The 25,584-nt window shown below is 31.8% G+C and carries 27 protein-coding genes, 1 other RNA gene and 1 pseudogene; 19 read left to right on the top strand and 10 right to left on the bottom strand.

Annotation, left to right across the window (positions count from 1 at the left end):
• Positions 1–53: 53 nt before the first annotated feature.
• A complete protein-coding gene (locus tag ISP02_RS09160; RefSeq protein WP_195721264.1) occupies positions 54–272 on the bottom strand; it encodes a hypothetical protein in 219 nt (72 codons plus the stop codon).
• 314 nt (positions 273–586) lie between these two features.
• Here ISP02_RS09160 and ISP02_RS09155 point away from each other — a divergent pair, with 314 nt between their 5' ends.
• From ISP02_RS09155 to ssrA, 12 genes are all read left to right on the top strand, one after another.
• Complete coding sequence (locus ISP02_RS09155) at positions 587–1,615, top strand: sugar-binding transcriptional regulator (RefSeq protein WP_195721263.1); 1,029 nt, start codon at positions 587–589, stop codon at positions 1,613–1,615.
• A 40-nt stretch (positions 1,616–1,655) separates the two neighbouring features.
• On the top strand, positions 1,656–2,663 hold the full coding sequence (gap, locus tag ISP02_RS09150) for a type I glyceraldehyde-3-phosphate dehydrogenase (RefSeq protein WP_195721262.1): 1,008 nt from the start codon (positions 1,656–1,658) through the stop codon (positions 2,661–2,663).
• Between the two features lie 132 nt (positions 2,664–2,795).
• Positions 2,796–3,986, top strand: coding sequence for a phosphoglycerate kinase (locus ISP02_RS09145; RefSeq protein ID WP_195721261.1), 1,191 nt, complete (start codon positions 2,796–2,798; stop codon positions 3,984–3,986).
• A 70-nt stretch (positions 3,987–4,056) separates the two neighbouring features.
• Complete coding sequence (gene tpiA, locus ISP02_RS09140) at positions 4,057–4,818, top strand: triose-phosphate isomerase (protein WP_195721260.1); 762 nt, start codon at positions 4,057–4,059, stop codon at positions 4,816–4,818.
• A 1-nt stretch (position 4,819) separates the two neighbouring features.
• The gene (gpmI, locus tag ISP02_RS09135) at positions 4,820–6,337 is read left to right on the top strand and encodes a 2,3-bisphosphoglycerate-independent phosphoglycerate mutase (RefSeq protein ID WP_195721259.1); all 1,518 of its coding nucleotides are present in this window, start codon (positions 4,820–4,822) and stop codon (positions 6,335–6,337) included.
• Between the two features lie 193 nt (positions 6,338–6,530).
• A complete protein-coding gene (eno, locus tag ISP02_RS09130) occupies positions 6,531–7,835 on the top strand; it encodes a surface-displayed alpha-enolase (protein ID WP_195721258.1) in 1,305 nt (434 codons plus the stop codon).
• A 176-nt stretch (positions 7,836–8,011) separates the two neighbouring features.
• A complete protein-coding gene (locus tag ISP02_RS09125; protein WP_195721257.1) occupies positions 8,012–8,473 on the top strand; it encodes a hypothetical protein in 462 nt (153 codons plus the stop codon).
• Between the two features lie 68 nt (positions 8,474–8,541).
• A complete protein-coding gene (secG, locus tag ISP02_RS09120) occupies positions 8,542–8,775 on the top strand; it encodes a preprotein translocase subunit SecG (RefSeq protein ID WP_195721256.1) in 234 nt (77 codons plus the stop codon).
• Positions 8,776–8,901: 126 nt separating this feature from the next.
• Positions 8,902–9,642, top strand: a complete 741-nt coding sequence (locus ISP02_RS09115) for an alpha/beta hydrolase (RefSeq protein WP_195721255.1) — start codon at positions 8,902–8,904, stop codon at positions 9,640–9,642.
• Positions 9,643–9,679: 37 nt separating this feature from the next.
• Complete coding sequence (gene rnr, locus ISP02_RS09110; protein ID WP_195721854.1) at positions 9,680–12,061, top strand: ribonuclease R; 2,382 nt, start codon at positions 9,680–9,682, stop codon at positions 12,059–12,061.
• 22 nt (positions 12,062–12,083) lie between these two features.
• Entirely contained in the window at positions 12,084–12,548 is a 465-nt protein-coding gene (gene smpB, locus ISP02_RS09105; RefSeq protein WP_195721254.1) for an SsrA-binding protein SmpB, read from the top strand.
• A 101-nt stretch (positions 12,549–12,649) separates the two neighbouring features.
• Positions 12,650–13,009, top strand: a transfer-messenger RNA (tmRNA) gene (ssrA, locus tag ISP02_RS09100).
• 259 nt (positions 13,010–13,268) lie between these two features.
• Here ssrA and ISP02_RS09095 read toward each other — a convergent pair.
• On the bottom strand, positions 13,269–13,589 hold the full coding sequence (locus tag ISP02_RS09095) for a nucleoside triphosphate pyrophosphohydrolase family protein (RefSeq protein WP_195721253.1): 321 nt from the start codon (positions 13,587–13,589) through the stop codon (positions 13,269–13,271).
• A gap of 155 nt (positions 13,590–13,744) precedes the next feature.
• On the opposite strand from ISP02_RS09095, the pseudogene ISP02_RS09090 reads away from it, so the two are divergent.
• Positions 13,745–14,139 (top strand): annotated as a pseudogene (locus ISP02_RS09090) (YolD-like family protein).
• A 302-nt stretch (positions 14,140–14,441) separates the two neighbouring features.
• Here ISP02_RS09090 and ISP02_RS09085 read toward each other — a convergent pair.
• The gene (locus ISP02_RS09085) at positions 14,442–15,455 is read right to left on the bottom strand and encodes a fatty acid desaturase (protein ID WP_195721252.1); all 1,014 of its coding nucleotides are present in this window, start codon (positions 15,453–15,455) and stop codon (positions 14,442–14,444) included.
• Positions 15,456–15,760: 305 nt separating this feature from the next.
• Between ISP02_RS09085 and ISP02_RS09080 the strand changes: the two genes are divergently transcribed.
• Together ISP02_RS09080 and ISP02_RS09075 are read left to right on the top strand one after the other, a co-directional pair.
• Entirely contained in the window at positions 15,761–16,225 is a 465-nt protein-coding gene (locus ISP02_RS09080; protein WP_195721251.1) for a DinB family protein, read from the top strand.
• Positions 16,226–16,494: 269 nt separating this feature from the next.
• On the top strand, positions 16,495–17,397 hold the full coding sequence (locus ISP02_RS09075; RefSeq protein ID WP_195721250.1) for an ABC transporter substrate-binding protein: 903 nt from the start codon (positions 16,495–16,497) through the stop codon (positions 17,395–17,397).
• A gap of 328 nt (positions 17,398–17,725) precedes the next feature.
• Here the strand turns inward: ISP02_RS09075 and ISP02_RS09070 are convergent, their stop codons facing one another.
• On the bottom strand, positions 17,726–18,472 hold the full coding sequence (locus ISP02_RS09070) for a sulfite exporter TauE/SafE family protein (RefSeq protein WP_195721249.1): 747 nt from the start codon (positions 18,470–18,472) through the stop codon (positions 17,726–17,728).
• Positions 18,473–19,207: 735 nt separating this feature from the next.
• Between ISP02_RS09070 and ISP02_RS09065 the strand changes: the two genes are divergently transcribed.
• Positions 19,208–19,399 carry a hypothetical protein gene (locus ISP02_RS09065; RefSeq protein ID WP_195721248.1) on the top strand — a complete coding sequence of 64 codons (192 nt, stop codon included), beginning with the start codon at positions 19,208–19,210 and terminating at the stop codon, positions 19,397–19,399.
• Positions 19,400–20,377: 978 nt separating this feature from the next.
• Positions 20,378–20,626 (top strand): GlsB/YeaQ/YmgE family stress response membrane protein, encoded by a 249-nt coding sequence (locus ISP02_RS09060; RefSeq protein ID WP_195721247.1) that lies wholly within the window; start codon positions 20,378–20,380, stop codon positions 20,624–20,626.
• Between the two features lie 197 nt (positions 20,627–20,823).
• Here the strand turns inward: ISP02_RS09060 and ISP02_RS09055 are convergent, their stop codons facing one another.
• From ISP02_RS09055 to tsaT, 5 genes are all read right to left on the bottom strand, one after another.
• Complete coding sequence (locus tag ISP02_RS09055; RefSeq protein ID WP_195721246.1) at positions 20,824–20,976, bottom strand: hypothetical protein; 153 nt, start codon at positions 20,974–20,976, stop codon at positions 20,824–20,826.
• A 981-nt stretch (positions 20,977–21,957) separates the two neighbouring features.
• A complete protein-coding gene (locus ISP02_RS09050) occupies positions 21,958–22,917 on the bottom strand; it encodes an arsenic resistance protein (protein WP_195721245.1) in 960 nt (319 codons plus the stop codon).
• A 60-nt stretch (positions 22,918–22,977) separates the two neighbouring features.
• Complete coding sequence (locus tag ISP02_RS13130) at positions 22,978–23,106, bottom strand: hypothetical protein (RefSeq protein WP_268933177.1); 129 nt, start codon at positions 23,104–23,106, stop codon at positions 22,978–22,980.
• Positions 23,107–23,637: 531 nt separating this feature from the next.
• Complete coding sequence (locus ISP02_RS09045) at positions 23,638–23,889, bottom strand: hypothetical protein (RefSeq protein ID WP_195721244.1); 252 nt, start codon at positions 23,887–23,889, stop codon at positions 23,638–23,640.
• Positions 23,890–23,933: 44 nt separating this feature from the next.
• Positions 23,934–24,116: a type II toxin-antitoxin system toxin TsaT gene (gene tsaT, locus ISP02_RS09040; protein ID WP_195721243.1), complete on the bottom strand. Its 183-nt coding sequence runs from the start codon at positions 24,114–24,116 to the stop codon at positions 23,934–23,936.
• Between the two features lie 361 nt (positions 24,117–24,477).
• On the opposite strand from tsaT, the gene ISP02_RS09035 reads away from it, so the two are divergent.
• Both ISP02_RS09035 and ISP02_RS09030 read left to right on the top strand, forming a co-directional pair.
• The gene (locus tag ISP02_RS09035) at positions 24,478–24,684 is read left to right on the top strand and encodes a TM2 domain-containing protein (protein WP_195721242.1); all 207 of its coding nucleotides are present in this window, start codon (positions 24,478–24,480) and stop codon (positions 24,682–24,684) included.
• A gap of 248 nt (positions 24,685–24,932) precedes the next feature.
• A complete protein-coding gene (locus ISP02_RS09030; RefSeq protein WP_195721241.1) occupies positions 24,933–25,142 on the top strand; it encodes a YozE family protein in 210 nt (69 codons plus the stop codon).
• Between the two features lie 2 nt (positions 25,143–25,144).
• On the opposite strand, the gene ISP02_RS09025 is transcribed toward ISP02_RS09030, so the two are convergent.
• On the bottom strand, positions 25,145–25,378 hold the full coding sequence (locus ISP02_RS09025; protein WP_195721240.1) for a hypothetical protein: 234 nt from the start codon (positions 25,376–25,378) through the stop codon (positions 25,145–25,147).
• Positions 25,379–25,584 lie beyond the last annotated feature (206 nt).

Genomic DNA, 25,584 nt, shown 5'->3' with positions numbered 1-25,584 from the left:
GAGCCTGGGACACTATATTATGTCCCAGGCTCTAAAATATTTGTCTGGGAGTTTTAAAAGAGTAAAGAAAATAAATAAGTTAGAAAGTGAAATACTGATATCATTATTATGATCAAACCAAGACATCCTATACTTAATGGAAAACATCCACAATTAAAAAATCTTATGTTTCCTTTTTTGTTGTAATTATTAGGTTGGTTTGAAAAATGGTCTTTATCTTTATAGTTTTTGTCTCCAGGCTCTAAAATTTCTTGTTTATATTGTTGGTTCATTAGTCTCCCACCTTTGAAATATACTGGTGTAGTATTAAAGCTAGTTTAACTCAAACTGCTTAACTAAACTATAACATTGAATTGATGATTAATTTTTTGCATTCAGGGTATAATTTAATAATGTAGTCGTTAAGTTGTAAGTACAAGATAAAATCAAATTGTGGTCTGCTAACGGAGCTTATACTTGCATTTTTTTATATATAGTAGTACTATTGCAAATGTAGAGGTTATATTTTTTTGTCCCGCAAGGGACGTAAAACGTCAACCTATGGTTGTTAGTTGACCCTTTGAACAAGAAACGGAGGAGGTTAGTAGTGAAAGAATTGATAAAAATTCAACAGAAGTTAGTTCCTGAAATTGTTGAAAAGTTATATCGTCGTTTTTCGATTCTTTCTACTATTGCTAAAACTCAACCTGTAGGTCGACGCAGTTTAAGCGAACATATGGATTTGACTGAACGCGTACTAAGATCTGAAACAGACATGCTAAAAAAGCAAGAATTGATTAAAGTAAAACCAACCGGTATGGAGATAACTAATGACGGTGAGATTCTACTTCAACAATTAAATAGCTATTTCAACGTTTTTGCGGATGATCAACACTTAGCTCAACTTATTAAAGAACGCTACGGTATTCAAGATGTTTTTGTTATTCCTGGCGATTCTGATGCTAAAAGATCTGTTAAAATTGAAATTGCACGTCAAGCTGGTCAATTACTTGAAAACAGTCTCTATGAAAACTCAATTGTTTCTGTTACGGGTGGCTCGACTATGGCTTACGTAAGTGAGTCGATGCATAAGCAACCTTATCAAGTGTTCTTTGTTCCAGCGCGTGGAGGACTGGGAGAAAATGTTGTATATCAAGCAAACACGATTGCGGCAAGTATGGCGCAACAAACAAATGGAGATTATACTACACTGTACGTCCCAGACAATGTAAGTGAAACAACTTATAACACATTGTTAAATGAACCTTCAGTCATTCATACGTTAGAGAAAATTAAAGAATCAAATATTACAGTTCACGGCATAGGTGATGCGCTGAAGATGGCACGGAGAAGACAATCTCCCCAAGAAACAGTTGCAAAACTTCAACATCATAATGCTGTTGGAGAAGCATTTGGGTATTATTTCGACGCACAAGGCGATGTAGTCCATAGAGTGAAAACAATAGGACTACAGTTAGAAGATCTTGAGTCGAAACGATTTATTTATGCTGTCGCAGGGGGGAAATCTAAAGGTGAAGCGATTAAAGCTTATCTTTCTATAGCCCCTAAGAACACAGTTTTAATAACTGATGAAGGCGCGGCACAAGTTATTGCAAATAATAGTAATAAAAAGTAATTTAGCTTTTTAAATATTTATTTTAAAGGAGGCCATTATAATGGCAGTTAAAGTAGCAATTAATGGTTTTGGTAGAATTGGTCGTTTAGCATTTAGAAGAATTCAAAACGTTGACGGAATCGATGTAGTTGCAGTAAACGACTTAACAGATGACGAAATGTTAGCACACTTATTAAAATATGACACAATGCAAGGTCGTTTCACAGGAGAAGTTGAAGTAGAAAAAGACGGTTTCCGTGTTAATGGTCAAGAAGTTAAATCATTCTCAGAACCTGACCCAACTAAATTACCTTGGGGTGATTTAGACATCGATGTTGTTTTAGAATGTACTGGTTTATTCGCTGATAAAGATAAAGCTTCGGCTCATATTGATGCAGGCGCTAAAAAAGTATTAATCTCAGCTCCAGCTACAGGCGACTTAAAAACAATCGTTTACAACACTAACCATAACGAACTAGATGGATCAGAATCTGTAGTATCTGGTGCTTCATGTACTACTAACTCATTAGCTCCAGTTGCTAAAGTTTTAAATGATCAATTTGGTTTAGTTGAAGGTTTAATGACAACTATTCACGCTTACACTGGTGACCAAAGCACACAAGATGCGCCTCACAGAAAAGGTGACAAACGTCGTGCTCGTGCTGCAGCAGAAAACATTATCCCTAACTCAACAGGTGCTGCGAAAGCAATCGGTTTAGTTATTCCTGAAATTGATGGAAAATTAGACGGTGGCGCTCAACGTGTTCCAGTTGCAACAGGTTCATTAACTGAATTAACAGTTGTATTAGAAAAAGACGTAAGTGTTGAAGATGTTAACAACGCAATGAAAAATGCTTCAAACGAATCATTTGGTTACACTGAAGACGAAATCGTTTCTTCTGACGTAATCGGTATGACTTACGGTTCATTATTCGATGCTACTCAAACTCGTGTAATGACTGTTGGCGACCGTCAATTAGTTAAAGTTGCAGCTTGGTATGACAATGAAATGTCTTATACTTCTCAATTAGTTCGTACTTTAGAACACTTAGCATCACAAGCTAAATAAGTTAAAATAGTTTAATTTAGCAAGGCCGATGTGCTGTTAAATTTTTATTAATAAGCTTAGGAGTAAGCGGGGAGCACAAACGCTTCTCCGCTTATTTTTACTTTATTGTCCCACAAAGAGGAGGAAGTTTAGATGACTAAAAAAATTGTATCTGACTTAGATTTGAAAGGTAAAACTGTACTAGTGCGTGCCGATTTTAACGTACCAATGAAAGATGGAGAAATTACTGACGACAACAGAATAGTTCAAGCTTTACCAACTATTAAATATATTGCTGAACAAGGCGGTAAAGTCGTGTTATTTTCTCACTTAGGTAAAGTTAAAGAAGAAAGTGATAAAGCATCATTGAGCTTGAAACCAGTAGCTGCTGACTTATCTAAGAAATTAAGCAAAGAGGTAGTATTTGTTCCGACAACTCGTGGCGAACAATTAGAAACTGCTATCAAAGGTTTAGACGAAGGAGAAATTCTATTAGTAGAAAATACGCGTTTCGAAGATGTTGATGGTAAAAAAGAATCTAAAAATGATTCAGAATTAGGTGAATACTGGGCTTCATTAGGCGATCTATTTGTTAATGATGCTTTTGGTACAGCACACCGTGAACATGCTTCAAATGTAGGAATCGCTTCTCATCTTGAAACTGCAGCTGGTTATTTAATGGATAAAGAAATTAAATATATCGGTGGCGTAGTTGAAAATCCTGATAAACCTGTAGTAGCTATTCTAGGTGGAGCAAAAGTATCAGATAAAATTGGTGTTATCACTAATTTACTTAAAATCGCTGATAAAGTACTTATCGGTGGTGGTATGTCATACACATTCTTTAAAGCACAAGGTAAGGAAATCGGTCAATCTCTACTAGAGGAAGATAAAGTTGACTTTGCTAAAGATTTACTTGACCGCGCTGGTGATCAAATCGTGTTACCTGTAGATTGTAAAGTTGCGAAAGAATTTTCTAATGACGCTGAAATTTCAGTTGTTTCTGTTGATGACATTCCAGCTGATCAAGAAGCTATGGATGTTGGTCCTAAAACTGTTGAATTATTCAAAGAACAATTACAAGGTGCCCATACAGTGGTATGGAATGGACCTATGGGCGTATTTGAATTAAGTAATTTTGCTAAAGGTACTATCGGTATTTGTGAAGCAATCGCTGAATTAAAAGATGCTAATACAATTATCGGTGGTGGTGATTCAGCTGCAGCTGCAATATCATTAGGTTACGCTGATGACTTCAGCCATATTTCAACAGGTGGCGGTGCTTCATTAGAGTACTTAGAAGGAAAAACACTACCAGGTGTAGAATCAATCTCTGATAAATAAATTGATAATACAACAAGAATTAACTATGCTTATGATAAGAACATAAACAAACTTATAGGAGTGTAATATAATGAGAAAACCTATTATTGCTGGTAACTGGAAAATGAATAAAACAGTTCAAGAAGCTAAAGATTTTGTTAATGCATTACCTGCATTACCAGATACAAACGAAGTAGAATCAGTTATTTGTGCACCAACAATCCAATTAGATGCATTAGTAACATTAGTAAAAGATGGCAAAGCACAAGGTTTAAAAATCGGTGCGCAAAATGCTTTCTATGAAGACAATGGTGCGTTCACTGGTGAGACATCTCCAGTAGCATTAGCTGATTTAGGCATTCAATATGTAGTAATTGGACATTCAGAACGTCGTGACATCTTCCATGAAACAGATGAAGAGATTAATAAAAAAGCACACGCAGTATTTAATCATGGTATGACACCAATTATTTGTGTGGGTGAAACAGACGAAGAACGTGAAAGTGGTAAAGCTAACGAAGTTGTTGGCAACCAAGTTAAAAAAGCAATCGAAGGTTTATCTGACGATCAACTTAAACAAGTAATCATTGCTTATGAACCAGTTTGGGCAATCGGTACTGGTAAATCATCAACTGCTAAAGATGCTAACGAAATGTGTGCATTTGTTAGAACAACAGTTGCAGACACTACTAGCCAAGAAGTTGCTGACGCTACACGTATTCAATACGGTGGAAGTGTTAAACCAAATAATATTAAAGAGTACATGGCAGAATCAGATATCGACGGCGCATTAGTAGGTGGCGCATCACTTAAAGTCGATGATTTTGTACAATTGTTAGAAGGTGCGAAATAGTATGGCAAAACAACCAACTGCATTAATCATTTTAGATGGTTTTGCAAATAGAGAAAGTGAACATGGTAACGCAGTTAAATTAGCGCATAAGCCTAATTTTGACCGTTATTATTCTAAATACCCAACGACTCAAATTGAAGCCAGTGGTTTAGATGTAGGCTTACCAGAAGGTCAAATGGGTAACTCAGAAGTTGGTCATATGAATATTGGTGCTGGACGTATTGTTTATCAAAGTTTGACACGTATTAATAAATCAATTGAAGACGGAGATTTCTTTGATAATGAAGTGCTTATTAATGCCATTAAACATGTTAAAGATAATAACTCTGCATTACATGTATTTGGTTTATTATCTGATGGCGGCGTACACAGTCATTATAAACATTTATTTGCAATCTTAGAATTAGCTAAAACACAAGGGCTAGAAGAAGTATATGTTCATGCATTTTTAGATGGTCGTGACGTAGATCAAAAATCTGCATTGAAATATATCGAAGAAACGGAACAAAAATTCCAAGAAATAGGCATTGGTAAATTTGCCTCAGTTTCTGGTCGTTATTATGCAATGGATAGAGACAAACGTTGGGATCGTGAAGAAAAAGCTTATAATGCTATTCGTAACTTTGAAGGACCTAAATATAGTTCTGCCAAAGAAGGCGTTGAAGCAAACTATGAAAATGGCTTGACTGATGAATTCGTTGAACCATTTATCGTAGAAGATCAAAATAATGGTGTTAATGATAATGATGCCGTAATTTTCTACAATTTCCGTCCTGACAGAGCTGCTCAACTTTCTGAAGTTTTCACAAATAAAGTATTTGATGGCTTCAAAGTTGAACAAGTTAATAATTTATTCTATGCAACATTTACAAAATACAATGACAATGTCAATGCTGAAATTGTCTTTGAAAAAGTTGATTTAAACAATACAATTGGTGAAGTCATTCAAGATAATGGTTTAAAACAACTACGTATTGCTGAAACAGAAAAATACCCTCACGTAACATACTTCATGAGTGGTGGACGTAATGATGAGTTCGATGGTGAACGTCGTCGTTTAATTGATTCACCTAAAGTAGCAACTTATGACTTAAAACCTGAAATGAGTGCTTATGAGGTTAAAGATGCTTTAATTGAAGAGTTAAACCAAGGTGATTTAGATTTAATCTTACTCAACTTTGCTAACCCTGATATGGTTGGTCACAGTGGTATGCTCGAACCAACTATTAAAGCGATTGAAGCTGTAGATGAGTGTCTAGGAGAAGTTATTGATAAAATCATCGATATGGGTGGTAATGCAATAATTACAGCTGACCATGGTAACTCAGACATGGTATTGACTGACAGTGATGAACCGATGACTACACACACTACAAATCCAGTGCCAGTAATTGTAACTAAAGAAGGAGTTACATTGCGTGAAACTGGTCGTTTAGGTGACTTAGCGCCAACATTATTAGATTTATTAAACGTTAAACAACCAGAAGACATGACTGGAGAATCATTAATTAAAAACTAAGTTTTTAATTAATGATGAAAGTAACTATATTAAAAGTAATTGTTAATTTATAATATTAACTAGGTACGTATCATTATATGAAAATGATAAAGGCACAAATAACTTAATCATTTTATATTTGGACTAAATCAAGCTATAATGAAAGTGAAAAATTAAAAATTCTAAACTACATTAGGAAAAAGGAGATTAAAACATGCCAATTATTACAGATGTTTATGCTCGCGAAGTCTTAGACTCACGTGGTAACCCAACTGTTGAGGTTGAAGTATTAACTGAAAGTGGCGCATTTGGACGCGCGTTAGTACCTTCAGGTGCATCAACAGGTGAACATGAAGCAGTAGAATTACGCGACGGTGATAAAGACCGTTATTTAGGAAAAGGTGTTACTAAAGCAGTAGAAAACGTTAACGAAATTATCGCACCTGAAATCGTTGAAGGTGAATTTTCAGCTTTAGATCAAGTATCTATCGACAAAATGATGATTCAATTGGACGGTACAGAAAATAAAGGTAAATTAGGCGCTAACGCTATTCTTGGTGTATCAATCGCCGTAGCTCGTGCTGCAGCTGATTTACTTGGACAACCACTTTACAAATATTTAGGTGGCTTCAATGGTACTGAATTACCAGTTCCAATGATGAACATCGTTAATGGTGGTTCTCACTCAGACGCACCAATCGCATTCCAAGAATTTATGATTTTACCTGTAGGTGCTGAGTCATTTAAAGAATCATTACGTTGGGGCGCTGAAATTTTCCATAACTTAAAATCAATCCTTAAAAAACGTGGTTTAGAAACAGCTGTAGGTGACGAAGGTGGTTTCGCTCCTAAATTTGAAGGTACTGAAGATGCAGTAGAAACTATCCAAGAGGCTATCAAAGCTGTAGGTTTAGAACCAGGTAAAGACGTATTCTTAGGCTTTGACTGTGCATCATCAGAATTCTATGAAAATGGTGTTTATGACTACGCTAAATTCGAAGGTCCAAATGGTGCTAAACGTTCAGCTGAAGAGCAAGTTGATTTCTTAGAACAATTAGTAAACAAATATCCTATTATCTCTATCGAAGATGGTATGGATGAAAATGATTGGGATGGTTGGAAAGTTTTAACTGAACGTATCGGTGACCGTGTACAATTAGTCGGTGATGATTTATTCGTAACTAACACAGTTAAATTAGCTGAAGGTATCGAAAAAGGTATTGGTAACTCAATCTTAATTAAAGTTAACCAAATTGGTACTTTAACAGAAACTTTTGACGCTATTGAAATGGCTCAAAAAGCTGGTTATACAGCAGTAGTTTCTCACCGTTCTGGTGAAACTGAAGATACAACAATTGCTGACATTGCCGTAGCTACTAATGCTGGTCAAATCAAAACTGGTTCATTATCAAGAACTGACCGTATAGCTAAATATAATCAATTATTACGTATCGAAGATGAATTATATGAAACAGCTAAATTTAAAGGATTAAAAGCATTCTACAATTTATCTAAATAACCTAGTTTAAAAAAGTTCACGCAAAAAGTTCACGCTTAAAAGCACGTAAGTCATTCAAACTTACGTGCTTTTTTATTTAAGAAAATATTTAGCTTGAATTAGAGCTAAAAGTTCATCTTTCAAGATGAAACTGATATAATGAAATGTGTAAATATTTTAAGGAGCACTTGGTTACTATGGATGATAAGCAAAACTCAAGAGTTATAAAAACGGGGCATTTAATTGCGTATAGTTCATTGTTTCTTGCTATCTTGTTAGCAATTCACTTGTTTGTTATATTAGACGACCATGTGGTAAAACAATTACTAGTAAGTAATGGACAAAAACCAACAACTAATGCTATTGGTACTATTCGTAACAGCTTTCAATTTACAGGTACTATGTATGTATTTGCCTATCTTGCAGGGATTGTAGCGATTTGGAATCGACATACTTATTTATGGTGGTTTATGTTTGCGACATACACTTCTCATGTTTTATATAATTTAGTAAATATTTCTGCATTATTTAAAGCAATTATTGATGAAAAATCTATAATAGATATATTACCATTATCAATCGTTATGGTTGCTTCAACATTATTAGCAATTTATATGTTAGTAGTATCAATCAAACGCAAGAGTACGTTTAATAGATAGAAATTTGATAAAGTAAACGATCGTATGGTATAATGCGTTTCGTATATAATGAATGGAGGACAATTATTATGCACACGTTAATGATAATACTTTTAGTAATAGATTGTATTGCATTAATAACTGTTGTATTACTCCAAGAAGGTAAAAGTAATGGACTTTCAGGCGCTATTAGTGGTGGTGCTGAGCAGTTATTTGGAAAGCAAAAACAACGTGGTATCGACTTATTTTTGCATAGATTAACAATTGTATTGTCTGTCATTTTCTTCTTGTTAATGTTAGGCATAAGTTATTTTGGTGTATAAGGTCCGACAATGTTATCGTCGGGCTTTTTTATTTATAATAGTCGGTGTGAATATTATAAATGTTTAGTAATATCAAGCTTAAAACAACAAGCGTGTATCATAAGCAAGTGAAAGGATTGAAACATTATGCAAATTAAACTACCAGAGCCATTTTTCTTTGAAGGAAGTAATCGAGCGGTGTTGCTGTTACATGGTTTCACAGGAAATTCAGCCGATGTAAGACAGCTAGGGAGATTCCTACAGAAAAAAGGCTATACTTGTTATGCACCTCAATATGAAGGACACGCGGCGCCACCAGAGGAAATTCTAGAATCAAGTCCTCACGTTTGGTTTAAAGATGCCTTAGATGGTTATGATTTCCTCGTTGATAAAGGGTACGATGAAATTGTAGTAGCAGGTATTTCACTGGGGGGCTGTTATGCTTTAAATATAAGCTTAAATCGAGATGTAAAGGGTATTATAACCATGTGTTCTCCTATGTATATTAAGACTGAAGGTTCAATGTTCAAAGGTGTACTTGAATATGCACGTAAATTTAAACAATATGAAGGCAAAGATGAATCAACGATTGAAAAGGAAATGTCTGCATTTAAACCGACAGATACTTTAAAAGAACTACAAGGTCAAATACAGAATATACGCGAACACGTTGATGAAGTAATAGATCCATTGTTTGTCGTACAAGGTGAACTGGATGAAATGATAAATACAGATTCAGCAAATATTATATACAACGAAAGTGACTCAGATGAAAAATCAATAAAATGGTATAAAAATTCAGGTCATGTCATTACAATTGACAAAGAAAAAGAACTATTATTTGAAGACATTTATGATTACTTAGAATCATTAAATTGGTCTGAATAATGTGACTACAAATATACAATGAGAAAGGAGGGGCATGATGAATTTAAAACAATCCATTGAAGAAATAATTAAACAACCAGATTATGAACCGATGTCGGTGTCCGATTTTCAAGATGCCTTAGGTTTAAACAGTGCCGACTCATTTAGAGATTTAATAAAGGTGCTCGTAGAACTAGAACAAACTGGTTTAATAGAAAGAACTAAAACGGATAGATATCAACGAAAAGAAAATAACAAAACTAAACAAGGTTCACTTATTAAAGGAAAGTTAAGTCAAAACAAAAAAGGTTTTGCTTTTTTACGTCCGGAAGATAGTGACATGGATGATATCTTTATTCCCCCAACAAAAATTAACAGGGCGTTAGATGGCGATACTGTATTAGTAGAGCTTCACAATTCAAGAGGCGACCATAAAGGTAAGACTGAAGGTGAAGTGAAATCTATCGAAACACATTCAGTAACTCAAGTTGTAGGTACTTATAGCGAAGCGCGACACTTTGGCTTTGTTATACCGGATGATAAACGTATTATGCAAGACGTCTTTATTCCTAAAGGTCAAAATTTAGGAGCAGTAGATGGGCATAAAGTATTAGTACAAATAACAAAATACGCTGATGAAAACGCTAATCCTGAAGGTCATATTTCTGCGATTCTAGGTCATAAAAATGATCCTGGCGTCGATATATTATCAATCATTTATCAACATGGCATTGAAATCGAATTCCCTGATAGTGTGTTAGAAGAAGCAGAACAAGTACCAGATGAGATTGCACCAGACGAAATTAAAGGCAGAAAAGACTTGCGTGAAGAACTTACTATAACGATTGATGGTGCAGATGCTAAAGATTTAGACGATGCTATTAGCGTTAAGAAACTAAACAATGGTCATACAGAACTCACAGTAAGTATTGCCGATGTAAGTTATTATGTGAGTGAAGATTCAGTTTTAGACAAAGAAGCATATGATAGGGCTACAAGTGTTTATTTAGTAGACCGTGTAATTCCAATGATTCCACACCGCTTGAGTAATGGTATATGTTCATTAAATCCTAATGTAGATAGATTAACTTTAAGTTGTCGAATGGAACTTGATGAACGTGGAGACATTGTGAGTCATGAAATATTTGATAGTGTTATTCATTCAGATTACAGAATGACTTACGACGAAGTAAATGAAATTATTACTGATAAAAATGAAGCAACACGTCAAAAATATAGTGAAATCACGCCAATGCTTGATCTAGCACAAGATTTATCTCAACGTTTAATCTCAATGAGAAAGCGTCGTGGTGAAATCGACTTTGATATTAACGAAGCTAAAGTACTTGTTGATTCAGATGGTATTCCAACAGATGTACAAGTGCGTAGTCGTGGCGAAGGTGAACGCTTAATTGAATCGTTTATGTTAGCCGCTAATGAAACAGTTGCAGAACATTTTGATAAATTAGAAATACCTTTTATTTATCGTGTGCATGAACAACCAAAATCAGATCGTTTGCGTCAATTCTTTGATTTTATTACTAACTTTGGCTTAATGATTAAAGGAACTGGAGAAGAAATTCATCCAGCGACATTACAAAAAATACAACAAGAAGTAGAAGGTTTACCGGAGCAAATGGTAATTTCTACGATGATGCTTCGTTCTATGCAACAAGCTCGCTATGACGATACAAACTTAGGTCACTTTGGTTTATCTGCTGAGTATTACACTCACTTTACTTCACCAATAAGAAGATATCCTGATTTAATTGTGCATAGATTAATACGTAAGTATTTAGTCGACAAGACGATGGATAGTAGAGAAGAACATAAATGGGAAGAGAAGTTACCAGAAATCGCTGAACACACTTCTCAAAGAGAACGTAGAGCGATAGAAGCAGAACGTGATACTGATGAACTTAAGAAAGCCGAATATATGGTTCAACATATCGGTGAAGAATTTGAAGGTATTATTAGTTCTGTAGCAAACTTTGGTATGTTTATTGAATTACCAAACACTATCGAAGGAATGGTACATGTAGCTAATCTAACAGATGACTACTATTACTTTGACGAGCGTCAAATGGCAATGATTGGTGAACGCCAAGCTAAAGTATTCCGCATCGGAGATACCGTTAAAATAAAGGTTATCAATGTAGATGTCGACGAACGAATGATTGATTTCCAAATCGTAGGTATGCCGTTACCTAAGACAGAACGTAGTCAACGTCCTGCACGTGGCAAAACGATTCAAGCCAAAACACGCGACAAGTCTTCAGATAAAAACAAAGACAATGACGACAAAGGCAATAAAAAGAAAAAAACACGAAAAGGTAAAAATCAGCGAAACCGCGATAACCAAAGTAATGGCAACACGAAACACAAACCTTTTTACAAAGACAAAAAAGTAAAGAAACAAGCACGTAAAAAGAAAAAATAATCAAGCAAAGAGGTGAAACTCAATGCCAAAGAAAAAATCACCAGGTACGTTAGCTGAAAATCGTAAGGCCAGACATGATTTTAATATTGAAGATACGATTGAAGCGGGCATTGTGTTACAAGGAACTGAGATTAAGTCAATACGACGTGGCAGTGCCAACTTAAAAGATAGTTATGCTCAGGTGAAACGTGGAGAAATATACTTGCAAAACATGCATATAGCACCATATGAAGAAGGCAACCGCTTTAACCACGATCCTAGACGTTCACGTAAGCTATTATTGCATAAACGGGAAATCGGTAAGTTAGGAGAAAGAACGAGAGAAGTTGGTTATTCGATTGTTCCTTTAAAACTCTATTTAAAACATGGTAACTGCAAAGTCTTATTAGGTATTGCACGTGGTAAGAAAAAATACGATAAACGTCAAGCTTTAAAAGAAAAAGCGGTGAAACGTGATGTAGATAGAGAAATGAAAGCCCGTTATTAAGCGGATTTGTTGCGCTAACTGCGATTATTTGATATTATTATATGTGCTTTCTGAAAATGATTAACTTTAAAGTCACCAGAAAGTACATTATTTCCTATTGAGGGGACGTTCTTGGATTCGACAGGGGTCCCCAGAGCTAATTAAGCGTGTCGGAGGGTTGTCTCCGCAACAACACACTCAGTTTATAATAACTGGCAAATCAAACAATAACTTAGCAGTAGCTGCGTAATAGCACTCTGCATCGCCTAACAGTGTTTCCTATGCACTGTTAACGCGATTCAACTTTAGTAGGATACGCTAGGCACTGCAGTTTGAAGTCTGCCTAGAAGAGATTAAACAAACTAGCATAATGTTGGTCGTCTATCACCTCTCATTATGCGAAACTTAATGATAGACTACACACGTAGAAAGATTTGTATCAGGACCTCTGGACGCGGGTTCGACTCCCGCCGTCTCCATATATGAAAAGCCTATGACTTAATGGTCATAGGCTGTTTATTTTTTGATACAAAATCGTAAAAACCACTAAAATAATTTAAAAGAAAGAGACTAAAGATGGTAAACAAAAATAAGAGAAGTTTAATTATTTTGTTTTTAGGCTTTGAAACAAGTTTCCTCTTGTCTTAATATATATTAAACCACCGACACATGTCACTGGGTGGTTGTTTTTTGCAATGACAAAAGCAACAAAAAAACAGTTACTTAATATAGCGATGAAATTTATTCAATATTAAAATCGCTTTGTTTTTTCTTAATGAAATCTTCCACAGCTTTGTTAAAATCTATTTCACTTTTATCAGATATAACGGACAACCACCACACAACTTCACCAATTTTATATTCTAAGTTATTAGTTTCATCTTTTTTAGCAGGCCATATATTAGCTTCATCCATTATAAGTCTACTAATTAAACCTACATCTGTTGACATAGCCAGAGCATCTTCTTGGATATCCCATTTTCTTCCATGGTATTTTTCTTCTAGAGCATGATACGCTTCACGGATCTTCATACTTTCTTCTACTATTTTATTTAATTCCATTACAATCTCCTCCTAAAGAATTTTACTAAACTATACATTATATTTATTTAGGGAACAAACGTTTTGTTTTGCATTTCGATTATTTATACAACAGAACAAAAGTTCTGTTGTGTTCATAAGATGATACTATAAAATAATAAATCCGAAGGCATCAGATGTACGAAACAGATTACCGCAAGATACCTAGAGAATATATTCATCCACGTATACCAAAAGGGCGTGTATGGTTAAGTGGCAAGCGTTTAAGACACTACCCGAACAATATGAACAACTAGAGTAATACATACAAGACCAAAATAAAATTGATAAGCCATCATTAAGTGATGATCAATTAAATGATTTGAACGATAAGTTAATATTCAAAATTTATCATAACCCTACAATTGAGATACGTTATTTTGTAGATGGCTATATTAAAAAGATAAATGGATTCATACACAAAACAGATACTTATGCACAATGTTTACATCTATATATCGTATATAACAATATGACATATAAGAATACTGGTAATCTTATTACTGAATATTCAAAAGTATGCGAAGATTAAAAAACCCACCTAAATGAATAGGTGGGCTTTTGCGTATTATTAATATAAATGAAATAACAATAATGCAAAATAATTGAGCTTATTAGAGCGGCTGATATCGAAAAATTTAAAAACTTAGGTCCAAAATGTGGTGGAAATTTATATCCTAATGCAGCAGCAATACAACTTGCAATCACACTTCCGAGGACGCTTGCCGGTACTTTATAGTCTGAAATTTTCCAATCAGTGCTCCTATAAAACCGCAAATTAAGATTATAGCTATAAAATTCAATTGATCACTCTTAATAATAAATTATACAAAATCACATTGGATTATAATTTTTCTTGAACTGTTTGAAAGTTATGAAGTATTTATGTTTTTCATCATATAATTTATATTTTAATGATGCAAAGCTTTCTATTAGTGTTATTGTAGTAGCGTGATGCAATGGAACAACAGTCGTGTGCGTCTTTTCTAATTGATAATTAGGAATTTTAGGATTTAGATGGTGCACATGATGATATCCTATGTTTCCAGTAATCCATTGTAATAATTTAGGTAGTTTGTAAAATGAACTACCTTCTATAGATGCTTTAACAAAATTCCATTTAGAAGCGTCTTCAAAATATGAGTCTTCAAATGTATGTTGTATATAAAACAACCATATTCCAATTACACCGGCAATGAAAACCATTGGTACGAATACAGTGATAAAAATGATTAGACCTAAGAAATATAAAAGCATTCCATATATTAAAATTAAGCTCAAATTATTTAACCAAGTATTATAACGTTCTTTTGATTTTATGTCTTTAGAGTTTAGACGATTTGATATAAAAACTAAGAATATAGGGCCTAAGAAAAACATTACAAAAGGATTCCTATAAATACGGTATTTTAAACGTTCAAAAGTTGACGCGTTTTGGTATTCTTCTATAGTCATTACCCATATATCACCTATGCCTCGTTTTTCCAAATTCCCACTACCAGCATGGTGTAGTAAATGCTCTCTGCGCCATTTTTGATACGGGAAAAAGGTTAAAAAGCCAGTTATATTACCAAGGAAGGCATTGTGCTTTTGTTTTTTAAAAAAAGATCCGTGACAACAATCGTGAAATATAATAAAAGTTCTAACCAAAAAGCAAGATGCGATTATACTAATTAACATAGCTAAAGACCAGTGTATTTGAAAGGTAACAATACTTAATATGATAAGTATGAAGAGTGGTGGTAAAGTATTTATAATTTGTATTGTACTCTTTTTTTTATTATTGCGTTCAAAAGGTTTAACTGATTTGCGAAGTTTTTGTAGTAGATTTCTATTTTCTTTATTCATTAAATAACGTCCCCCCTTTTTATTATTATTGATAAAGACGTAACATCCATTATAGGTGTATATTTACAACGCGTCAATTTATATGAACTTTTCATACAAAAATGAGTGATTTCAGAAGGTCAATGAAGTGATTATAATTGTTTTTGGACACACACAGAAAGAAGAAAAGACAGCAATAATCAGCGTTATAAATTTTAAATTAGCTCATATAAGTATTTTGTAATAAATAAAAATAAATGCTATTGTTTTAATTCTAGGATGTAAATAGTCTATTTAACTAATGTTACTAGCGGAGGAGTATAAAAATGATTAAAGAACAATTTCAAGCTTCATATAATTTATTAAGAAAGCATATAAGAGATATTGACGAAAAGCAAGCTACAATTCAACCAGACAATGCTAATAATAATATTAAATGGCAATTAGGACATTTAATATTACTAAATGACTTTTTAGTATTTGAAACTATTAATGGAGAACATGTTTTAGAGCAAACTGCTGCAAAATATTTTCTTTGGGGAACATCGCCAAAAAACTTTGATGGAAACGAACCTTCTTTTAATGAATTAAAATTATTATTAGATGATCAACTCGATAGAATATTCATTGCTTTAGAAAAGCAATTAAAGAAGGATAGGAATGAACCAATTGTACTTAAAGATGTAGACATAGTTATGGAAAATTTCAATCAATCTATTCATTTTGCTATTATTCATACTAATCGACACTTTGGTCAAATTGTATTATTAAAGTCTATGATTAATAAGTAGAATAAAAATCACTGTCCAATTAGGACAGTGATGATAAATATTTAATGATTTTTTGCAATAGGATACAAATTTCCTTATCTACACATTTTAATAAACTCCTGTCATTTTCATACATGAGTCTCTCGTCACTATAGTTGTAGTTTTTTAGTTTGTTTCTATATTTATTTTTCATATAAGTAAGCCAGCGTTATTTAATTAGCAATATATTAAAAATGATATTGATTATCATTATCGACCAAGTGTATACTTGTATTAGTGAGGTGTTAGATATGAAAAAATTTATGTTTCTGATATTGAGTCTACTTGTAATTACAGCAGCATGTGGGAACAAAGACAGTCAAGAAAAGGGTACTAAAGATAAAAAAACTTATACAACTACGGATGGAAAGAAAATTCAAATACCTAAAAATCCTAAGAGGGTAGTACTACTAACGGCCAATTATGGTAATTTGAAAAAATTAGGTGTTAAACCAGTCGCAATAACGAATGCTTTTCCTAATTCGAAATACATAGGTAATGATAAGGTCAAAAAAGTAGACCCTGAAAATGTTGAGGAAGTTACTAAGTTGAAACCAGATTTAATTATTACATATAAAGAGAATAAAAATAATAAAAAATTCTCTAAAATTGCACCAACCGTACCTATCAAAGTTCAAAAATTTGATTACAAGCAAACACATGTAGAGTACGGTAAATTGGTTAATAAAGAGAAAAAAGCTAAACAACAAGCAGAAGAAGTATCAAAAAAATTAGAACAAGATGGTAAAGAAATTAAAAAGCATATTGGAAATGATGCTACATTTTCAATCATGGATATTCAGCAAAAAGATATATACCAGTTTGGTGCTCGTTTTGGTCGAGGCAGCGATACGTTATACGATGGTTTTAAATTAAAAGAAGATCCTGAAGCCAAAAAAGCGATGCCAGCTGAAAGATTTATGAAAGTGCCAAAAGAGAAATTTAATGATTATACTGGTGATTTCCTGATGGTACCAACAGTCGATGGTAAGAAACCTAATACAGATTTCACTAAATCATCTATATGGAAAAATAATAAAGCGGTTAAAAATAATAAAGTGATTTATTACCCTGCTGACGAAGCTATTTATGGGGATTTAATTACCGTAGAGAAGCAAGGAGAACAATTCAAAAAAGAAATAATGGAAAGATAAGGCACATCATTAGCTTAGCTTTTTAATATATGACTGCAATTATTAACAACTCATCGTATATGATGAGTTGTTTTTTTGTTTTTAAATGGATGAGTAATAAATAAAATTGAAAAAGTTAAATATTAATATATAAAACAATTGGCTAATAATATCAAAGCTAAAAATATTCTTGACCTATAAAAAATAATTTCACTAGTCACTTACGATAATATTTATCCGAAGCTAAAGTAGTATTTAATTGAAAATAAATATTTATATAGCACACGGTAATGATTTTCACTTAATGAGCATTATTGAACACACGATACCAATTTTAGTTCGTATATTTTTAAATAGAAAACAACAATAACAGTCCTAATGTTGCAATAAGTAAATAAACCCATTTCTCAAAATCAGCTGCTGGAGTTTTTATAGTTAAATATCTACCAATAAATGTGGCTAAAAGTAACAATGGTAAGGACATTAAATAAATAGGTACAGTCTTATCTGTCCATACATTACCAGATGCTTGACCGATAACCACGAAAATTGCGGTAAGTAGGAAATGCGCTTGCAAGGTACTTTTAAATGTTTTAATAGGCCACTTGCTTAGTGTTGCATAGATGACTATAGGGACGCCATGAGAATTGTATAAGCTACCTAAAATGCCTGAAATAATACCCGCAATTGTACTCCAATAAGGCGAATGTAGCGTGAGTTTTCGATTGTTTTTAAAGCATTGTCTTTTGCAAAAAGCATAAGAACCATATAAAAATAACAAGAGTGCTAATATGACTTGTATTATTGCTGTATTAAAATGATGCAAGATATATATACCAATAGGGATACCGATTATACTACTGCATAACATTAAACTTAAAATTTTGTACTTTATATGTTTTAATTCAGATAAAATATTAAATATTGCAACGGTTAAACCGGCTAAACCTATAATCGATATAGAACTATTAATATCTAAACCAATTAATGCTAATAAAGGCATACTAATTAGAGCTTCGCCAAAGCCAAAATAAGTACGTATAAATGCCCCTAAAAAGATAGCTAGTAATATAAATGTAATTAAAGTTATAGACATAGAAGACCTCTGTAAGTGTAATTTATAAATGCTTATTATTGTTTAAATATATTATCTCATTAATTTGTTTGTGATTACATCAATGAATGAAGGAATTTAATTAAAAATATAGAGCACTAATACGTTTAGAACAATAATGCTTTACATTAATAATTAATTTACGTACAATGATTTTGCATGCCTTAGGGCATGTGGGTTTAAGGATAAAAGTAACTTGTGCGTGCCCTTTGGCATGCATAGGTACACTTCCTTTAAACCGACAGCCCCCTTAATTGGGGGTCTTTTTATGCCAATTTTTAACAAGGAAAATCTACTATTCCACCTATTGTTGTGATAATAGCTTTTATATTTTCATCAAGAAATGCATCCACTAAATCTTTTGCTCAACGTTTTAGATGATTATAGATAAATTCCTTATCGCAGAAAGTATGAGGCATTATTTTAATTATAAATCCCATACTTTCTAATCTATTCTTAACTACATCGACTCTCCGGATAATATCTTTTTTACCAGCTAAATCCGATATAATGAAACGAAGGCAATAGTATCACCATAAATTAGCTTTTTAGGTACTTAGAAATATTCATAATGGATCACCTCGTAAATATATGAAAGTAAGAGAAATATTTATAAAATCTTATACATTTCATGCAACATTATTTAAAATATAATTATTTCTATATGCACTTTACAAATGCGAACGTTTGTTCTATTATAGTTTTGAGGTGAGTTTGATGGAACTAAATATAAATTGGAATAAGGATTTTCAAGAGTTTCAAGAAATATTAAATAGTGGTATTGACCCTGAATGGTTATACAATGCTAAAGCAAATATGATTCTTAATCCTGCCTATACTGGTGAGGGTAAGCAATTTTTTTATACTAAAGATATTCTTAAAGCTAGCAAAATTATTCCGTTTTTTTAAGTCATGTCATAAATTTCCAACTATATATAGATAAGCCAAGTGTTGTGTCTCATTGTTACATAGGGAGTAAAGCTTTTGTTTCGTATTATAAAAATAATGTTATTGCAAGATAAGGTAAGTTATCACCTTAATAAACATCCGAATTTACTTTTTATAGATATATCTATAAAATTTTTCTAATCTTGCCTGAGCGGAACTATGCATTGTCTTTTAACAGTATTTGCTTTATTTTTTCTATAATTGCTGAGACAGCTTTGGCTTCTATACATCTTGTTAAAGAATACTCTTCCAAATGCAATATTTTATTCTTGCTCTATAGTTCTAGTGTAAGCGACATTTTTGGCACAATCTTTATAGTAGGCGCATTTGGTGTTTTTGTAAGCTATATCAACTTTAGATATGGGGCATTATTTGGAGAAGCCATTGTAATAACTCATAGTGATTTAATAACAAGGTAGATTATAGGACAGGGGGAGCTTATAAAGCATACAATTCACGTCGCTATTTGCAGACACCTTGTATATATAATTAAAAAAATATGCGATTGAAATGACTGAGTTACTTAGGCCAGAATTACAACAGACAAGGATGCCAATGTAATATGATTTACCGGCAAATCGATTATTACCGATAGTCACTCGACAACAAATCATTGATTAAATACGCAACTCGCATTTCAAAGTAAGGAACTATTGAGTGAAAAATGCTTTGTTATTAGAACATGTATGAGTTAATCAACAGAAAAAGAAAGTTTTGAAAAATTAAATAATGTCATTGAATAGTACAATATTACCTGCTCGCTGATTAAACGCATTTTTAAAAAGCGTATAAAGGCTGCTATGTTTTTATGGAAAGGTGATAACATTAAGATGCTAAAAAGCTTGAATTCTTTGATATAACTAGGTTTTAGATAATGATGTAAGGGTAAGATATATATGGAAATACCATACACAACATTTATTTAGGAGGATTTAAGTTATGGGCTTTATAATTATGATTATAGTTGGAGGTATCATCGGCTGGTTAGCTGGTGTAATCCTTGGTAAAGATATACCAGGAGGGATTTTAGGTAATATTATTGCCGGTTTAATTGGTTCGGCTCTTGGTAGTAAGATTTTAGGTACATGGGGACCTGTATTAGGCGGCGTTCCAATTATTCCAGCATTAATCGGTGCAATTATATTAATATTAATTGTTTCATTTATATTAAAAGCACTAAGAAAATAATTTATTTTGAATCTATAACAATGAATTCTCATTGTTATAGATTTTTTTATAGTAATGTAATTAATATAGTCACATAGATGAGGAGTTAACTAAGGAGTAACATGAATATAGACTATGAAAAACCATAAAGGTGTTATTTAAAAATAAAAAAGCCCTCAATTAGAAGGCAGTTGAAAATATATAGACTTTTAACTTAGTTAAAATTGATCATCAGTGCGATCTTCTTCTTCACCATCATGATGGTCATGATCATTTGACGTTGACGCATGTCTAGTAGCGTTAGCGTTTAAAAATTTAAAACTTAAAATACTTAGTGTAGCTATAAAAATATATAATAAAAATTTTCTCATAATTTTGCCACCTCTGTGTGTCTCTAAATTTAGACATAAAACATTAACATGATTTGACGTTAAAGCTATTATTGAAATTAAACAATATGATAAAAAACTAAGTATGTGCCTCTTCAGTTAAAGTGTTTAAGTCAGTCTAATTAAATCAATAGTAAAACTGTTATAACAAAACAATGAGTTTTACTAAAAATTTGCATAACTCCATACTATTTAACATATTCCACTTTGCGATTATCTTAAAACATTTATCAAAGTAAAATCACACTAAATGGCATGATATTTATTAAATTAATTTTACTATTTTATCGTTAAATATACAATGAAAATTAGTATTAATTAGTTATCTATTGGCATTATTATTCCTGCTATAAATAAAAGCATAAGTTCTTAATCGTAAATAAGTATTAAAATAGAATACAGATTACGTTATACAATGGAGTAGAATGTAAGTAATGAAGTTGCTAGATTAAAAATTTGAGGTGTAATGACTACAGCACTATTTTCATATATCGCATTTGATAGCACTAAAGAAACTATAGTGTCTTATGAAGAGGTTTAGTTCGTCTAATATAAAACACTCGCCAACGAAACTACTACTGGCTAGTCAATGTTATTTGTTAGAAGATGCAAAACTTGATAGATACATTCGGGTCTTAAAATTGTAAGCATATCGATTTTAGCGTCGTATTTATTAGTGAACGATCCGCAATAAACAAACCTATATCGATTTTAATTGATAGATATATTATTAATGAGGCGGATAGCAAATAAGTAGGAGTATTATATAATTGAGTAAAAGTTTATGGAGATACCAAAGATAGATGTCATTATGAGAACAATTTTAGCATGGAATAACGGGCCCATTTACAGATAAATATAAATTAAGAGGAGGTTAACGAATAAGGTTATTCTAAATTATAATTAAGGCTTTAATAAAAGGAGGGGAGATATCTTAAGATAAGTATATTCCCCTTTAATGTATTATTTTATAAGTTTAGGTATGACTCGGATATAAATAACTTCAAATATTAACTCTATGATTGTTTGAGTAACTACAATGGAGGTAACCACAGTAGATAAATCGTGCGGTAATGTTAAGGCGATAGGTAATACTACAAGTGAATTTCTCGTGGTAGCACTAAAAGCGATAGTACGTCTTAACTCGATGTTTAATTTAAAAAATTTGGCACTTAAATTACCAATAATTGGTGCAATAATAGCAAAACATACATATATCGGAATGATTTGGTATATAATTATTAAATCATTAGTTATTAGGTATAATTTGGAAGCAATCACTGACATAAGTACTAATGCCATCATAGGAACGGGTAACCAGCTAGTAGTGTCATTAAGTTTCTTTAAGAAGTTAATGCTATCAAACTTTTGCAATAGTAATGCGATGATTAAAGGTATCAAAATAAAGGTCATAAATGCATAGAAAAACAATTTTAAATTCAAATAATCATTCATTGTATGCCCTAGAAATAAAGTGAAATAAAGCGGTAATAAAATGATTTGGACAATTAAAAGTAGCGGAGTATGTATTAATAAAGTAGTAGCATCACCCTTGCCCAAGCTTGTAAAAACGATGACATAATCGATACAAGGCATGAGTAAAACCAAATAAAGTCCTAACTGTATCGGTTCGGATTGTACATTAAATACTGTTATCAACGCCCATACTAATAACGGTATAAAAATAAAATTGGATAGTAGCAACACCATTATAAATTTAAATTTGGGATATTGATCTTTAATGTTACGAAAGGGCAGTTGGGAGAACATACTAATCATTAAAATAATAATTGTAGGGATTGTAATAATTTTGAAAAATTCTACGGCAGTTGTTGAAGTAAATCCCAGAATTATACCTAATACAACTGCAATAAAATAAATATAAGCTTGTTTTGTCTCCATTATATTTTTAAATTTATGCATGTTATCAACTCATTAAAGTTTTTTTCTAATTTTAACACAAAAACACTAAAGCAATTTACTTTAGTGTTTTGCTTCTATTTTAACTTTATTTTCTACTTTATCGTCACTAGTTTCATTCACATTTAACAACAACGCGCGTACTATAAATATGCCAGTTATGAGTAATAGTATTTTTTTAACATAGTTCATTTTTACCACACCCGATCAATAAAATAAATAATACTATATTATTTATTACCCGAATTTAAAATGAATAGACATAAATGAAAATTACTGTATCAAATAAAAAGCCCAACAATCTTATTAAAGATGTTGGGCTGTGTAACATTGTAAAAATTTTAAGTAAATATAAACGCTAGATATTAAGAGTTATTATATATAAAGGAATAAAGTTTAAAAGATATCTATAATTGCTTTAATAGCATTTAGCACGCCATCTACAATTTGAGTCCAATCCATATACAATTACCTCCTTATAGGTTATACGCAATTATTTAATGCTATCGATGATCGTTTTAACAACTTTGATGATACCACCTACGATTTCTGTCCAATCCATAGTGTTACCTCCTTCTTTGTTTTAACTTATCTTCATTATATCGGTAACAATTTAATAGTGGGCAATTTTTCGTAAGTCACAATATTTATAGCTTAAGTGTTAAATTTATTTCTAAGGAGGACAGTTAGGATGCATAACTGTAGCGCAAAATTAAATTAATATTAATTTTTATTGTTAATAGTAATGGTAGAATTGTCTTTATCAATGACAATATCCAACTCATCACTATTGTTTTCAATAGTTACATCAACAATTTTATCGTCTATAACTTTAAAAAATATTTGGTTCAATATGGCATAGGCGTAGTTATTAATAGGACTTACTATAGATAAGCTTTGCTGCTCTTCTTGCATAGCGAATTGTTTGGTACTATTATTAATTACTTGCCAACTAGAAAAGTTTTGTAAATGCATAGGTACCACCTCTAAAATATATTAAAAATAAGAATTAGATGTTATTAACTGAATATAAGGCTGAATAAAATACCTACTATACCAAAGATAAGTAACATTACTGTTACTCCGAGCAAAGAATCTTTACCCTCTGAAGGCTTTTTTAGTTTATACAGTATAAAGGTAATAATACCTGCAATTAAAAAGATAAATGATAGCCAAAATACAATAGCGAAATGTAAGCTCATAAATATAACCTCCCTTAAGAAATAATTTAAATTTAATGGGTTGGAGGACCTAAAAATAAATTATAATCGAATGTTTATTGTATTCATCTTATCATTTATTATACGTATTCAATAGGTAAATGAATTAACTTTTTAGTTACATTATTTACTAAAAATTATTATTATGATTTGAAGTGAAGATATTTAACTTTTCTAAGTAACTAATATAAATATTGAGTAATATATACTATCATAGAGAGAAAATAAACATTTAATGATAAATATAACTAATTTTATTATTAAGTTATTAGCAATTTATGATAAATCCATATAAAATATAAATATATCTTATTTTTAATCATAATTACGGAGGTGATAAATTATGAATGAAGTGAATAAAGTTTTATATATCGTTTTAGCTGTCTTTTTAGGTAGCTTTGGTGTCCATAAATTTTATGCAGGTAAACCAGTAGTTGGTTTAATATTTTTAGTATTTTGTTGGACTGCAATTCCACATATTTTAGCTATTATTGGTGCTATTATTACGTTATTTAAACCAGCAGATGAAAATGGTAATGTATTAGTTTAAAAATAGAAAAAACATGGCGACTTTATATTAAAAGTTGCCATGTTTTTTATTAATACAATATTTAAAAATTTTTAATAAAGTTTACGTAAACCTATGAACGTTGTCATATCTACATTTGTTTCCTAATTATTACAAAATCAGTAAGGTATAGATATAGACAAAAATTTTAAATTTGATATGATTAAATAAAGGTTGTCTCATTGAGAATGTAAGCGCTAATAAAATAAATAAAATTGGGGTAGATGCTAATGACATTTTATGATTTTGTAATAACTTTTATAGAAGATGATACACCACTTGGCAACTTGGCACACAACGTGCGAAGCGATAAAGATTTTCCCAAAAATGAAACGTGTCATTCAACATTGCGTAAATATTTTCATAATCATTACTTAGATCATGAGATGTTAGAGTCTGCCAATAGAGCGCTTAGTTTATATCGAGTTAACTATAAATAAAATTAATCATAATACCAATTATGTTCAATTAATGCATGCCATACGTCTTTAGTTTTAAAGTTAATTTCATTGTTTCTCACTGAGAACGGTTCAATAATGTCTTGATCTAACCAAGTATTAATCAATTCACTTGGCAAACCATCTAATAGCATTTCACTTTTACTAATAATGAAGCATTCCCAATCAAGTGAAATCGCAATAGGATTGACAAAATTGCAATCATAAGTTTGATTCATAATTAATACACTCCTTAATATTGTAAATCCGACTTTAACTTTTACCCATGTACAATTAAAATAAAACGAAAATATATACAAATTAATGAAAAAATACTTGTTATTCAACTACAGTATACTGACCATTGATGTTTAGCAGTTTATGTTAATCGGTTTAAGAAAGGTATTAAAAAAGGTTGAACAATATATAAAATCGACAAAGTTAT

The organism is Staphylococcus durrellii (assembly GCF_015594545.1).
Lineage (GTDB): Bacteria > Bacillota > Bacilli > Staphylococcales > Staphylococcaceae > Staphylococcus > Staphylococcus durrellii.
The sequence above is the reverse complement of the archived record's forward strand: the minus strand, read 5'-3'. Positions and strand labels throughout refer to the sequence as shown.

Coding starts and splice junctions, on each gene's coding strand:
- tpiA (WP_195721260.1), top strand. CDS start 4,057: ATGAGAAAACCTATTATTGCTGGTAACTGGAAAATGAATAAAACAGTT.
- ISP02_RS09045 (WP_195721244.1), bottom strand. CDS start 23,889: ATGCATTTACAAAACTTTTCTAGTTGGCAAGTAATTAATAATAGTACC.
- ISP02_RS09070 (WP_195721249.1), bottom strand. CDS start 18,472: ATGTCTATAACTTTAATTACATTTATATTACTAGCTATCTTTTTAGGG.
- rnr (WP_195721854.1), top strand. CDS start 9,680: ATGAATTTAAAACAATCCATTGAAGAAATAATTAAACAACCAGATTAT.
- tsaT (WP_195721243.1), bottom strand. CDS start 24,116: ATGAGCTTACATTTCGCTATTGTATTTTGGCTATCATTTATCTTTTTA.
- ISP02_RS13130 (WP_268933177.1), bottom strand. CDS start 23,106: ATGAACTATGTTAAAAAAATACTATTACTCATAACTGGCATATTTATA.
- secG (WP_195721256.1), top strand. CDS start 8,542: ATGCACACGTTAATGATAATACTTTTAGTAATAGATTGTATTGCATTA.
- ISP02_RS09025 (WP_195721240.1), bottom strand. CDS start 25,378: ATGAATCAAACTTATGATTGCAATTTTGTCAATCCTATTGCGATTTCA.
- ISP02_RS09030 (WP_195721241.1), top strand. CDS start 24,933: ATGACATTTTATGATTTTGTAATAACTTTTATAGAAGATGATACACCA.
- smpB (WP_195721254.1), top strand. CDS start 12,084: ATGCCAAAGAAAAAATCACCAGGTACGTTAGCTGAAAATCGTAAGGCC.
- ISP02_RS09050 (WP_195721245.1), bottom strand. CDS start 22,917: ATGCATAAATTTAAAAATATAATGGAGACAAAACAAGCTTATATTTAT.
- ISP02_RS09060 (WP_195721247.1), top strand. CDS start 20,378: ATGGGCTTTATAATTATGATTATAGTTGGAGGTATCATCGGCTGGTTA.
- ISP02_RS09125 (WP_195721257.1), top strand. CDS start 8,012: ATGGATGATAAGCAAAACTCAAGAGTTATAAAAACGGGGCATTTAATT.
- ISP02_RS09160 (WP_195721264.1), bottom strand. CDS start 272: ATGAACCAACAATATAAACAAGAAATTTTAGAGCCTGGAGACAAAAAC.
- ISP02_RS09115 (WP_195721255.1), top strand. CDS start 8,902: ATGCAAATTAAACTACCAGAGCCATTTTTCTTTGAAGGAAGTAATCGA.
- ISP02_RS09075 (WP_195721250.1), top strand. CDS start 16,495: ATGAAAAAATTTATGTTTCTGATATTGAGTCTACTTGTAATTACAGCA.
- ISP02_RS09145 (WP_195721261.1), top strand. CDS start 2,796: ATGACTAAAAAAATTGTATCTGACTTAGATTTGAAAGGTAAAACTGTA.
- ISP02_RS09065 (WP_195721248.1), top strand. CDS start 19,208: ATGGAACTAAATATAAATTGGAATAAGGATTTTCAAGAGTTTCAAGAA.
- ISP02_RS09085 (WP_195721252.1), bottom strand. CDS start 15,455: ATGAATAAAGAAAATAGAAATCTACTACAAAAACTTCGCAAATCAGTT.
- gpmI (WP_195721259.1), top strand. CDS start 4,820: ATGGCAAAACAACCAACTGCATTAATCATTTTAGATGGTTTTGCAAAT.
- ISP02_RS09035 (WP_195721242.1), top strand. CDS start 24,478: ATGAATGAAGTGAATAAAGTTTTATATATCGTTTTAGCTGTCTTTTTA.
- ISP02_RS09055 (WP_195721246.1), bottom strand. CDS start 20,976: ATGAGAAAATTTTTATTATATATTTTTATAGCTACACTAAGTATTTTA.
- eno (WP_195721258.1), top strand. CDS start 6,531: ATGCCAATTATTACAGATGTTTATGCTCGCGAAGTCTTAGACTCACGT.
- ISP02_RS09095 (WP_195721253.1), bottom strand. CDS start 13,589: ATGGAATTAAATAAAATAGTAGAAGAAAGTATGAAGATCCGTGAAGCG.
- gap (WP_195721262.1), top strand. CDS start 1,656: ATGGCAGTTAAAGTAGCAATTAATGGTTTTGGTAGAATTGGTCGTTTA.
- ISP02_RS09080 (WP_195721251.1), top strand. CDS start 15,761: ATGATTAAAGAACAATTTCAAGCTTCATATAATTTATTAAGAAAGCAT.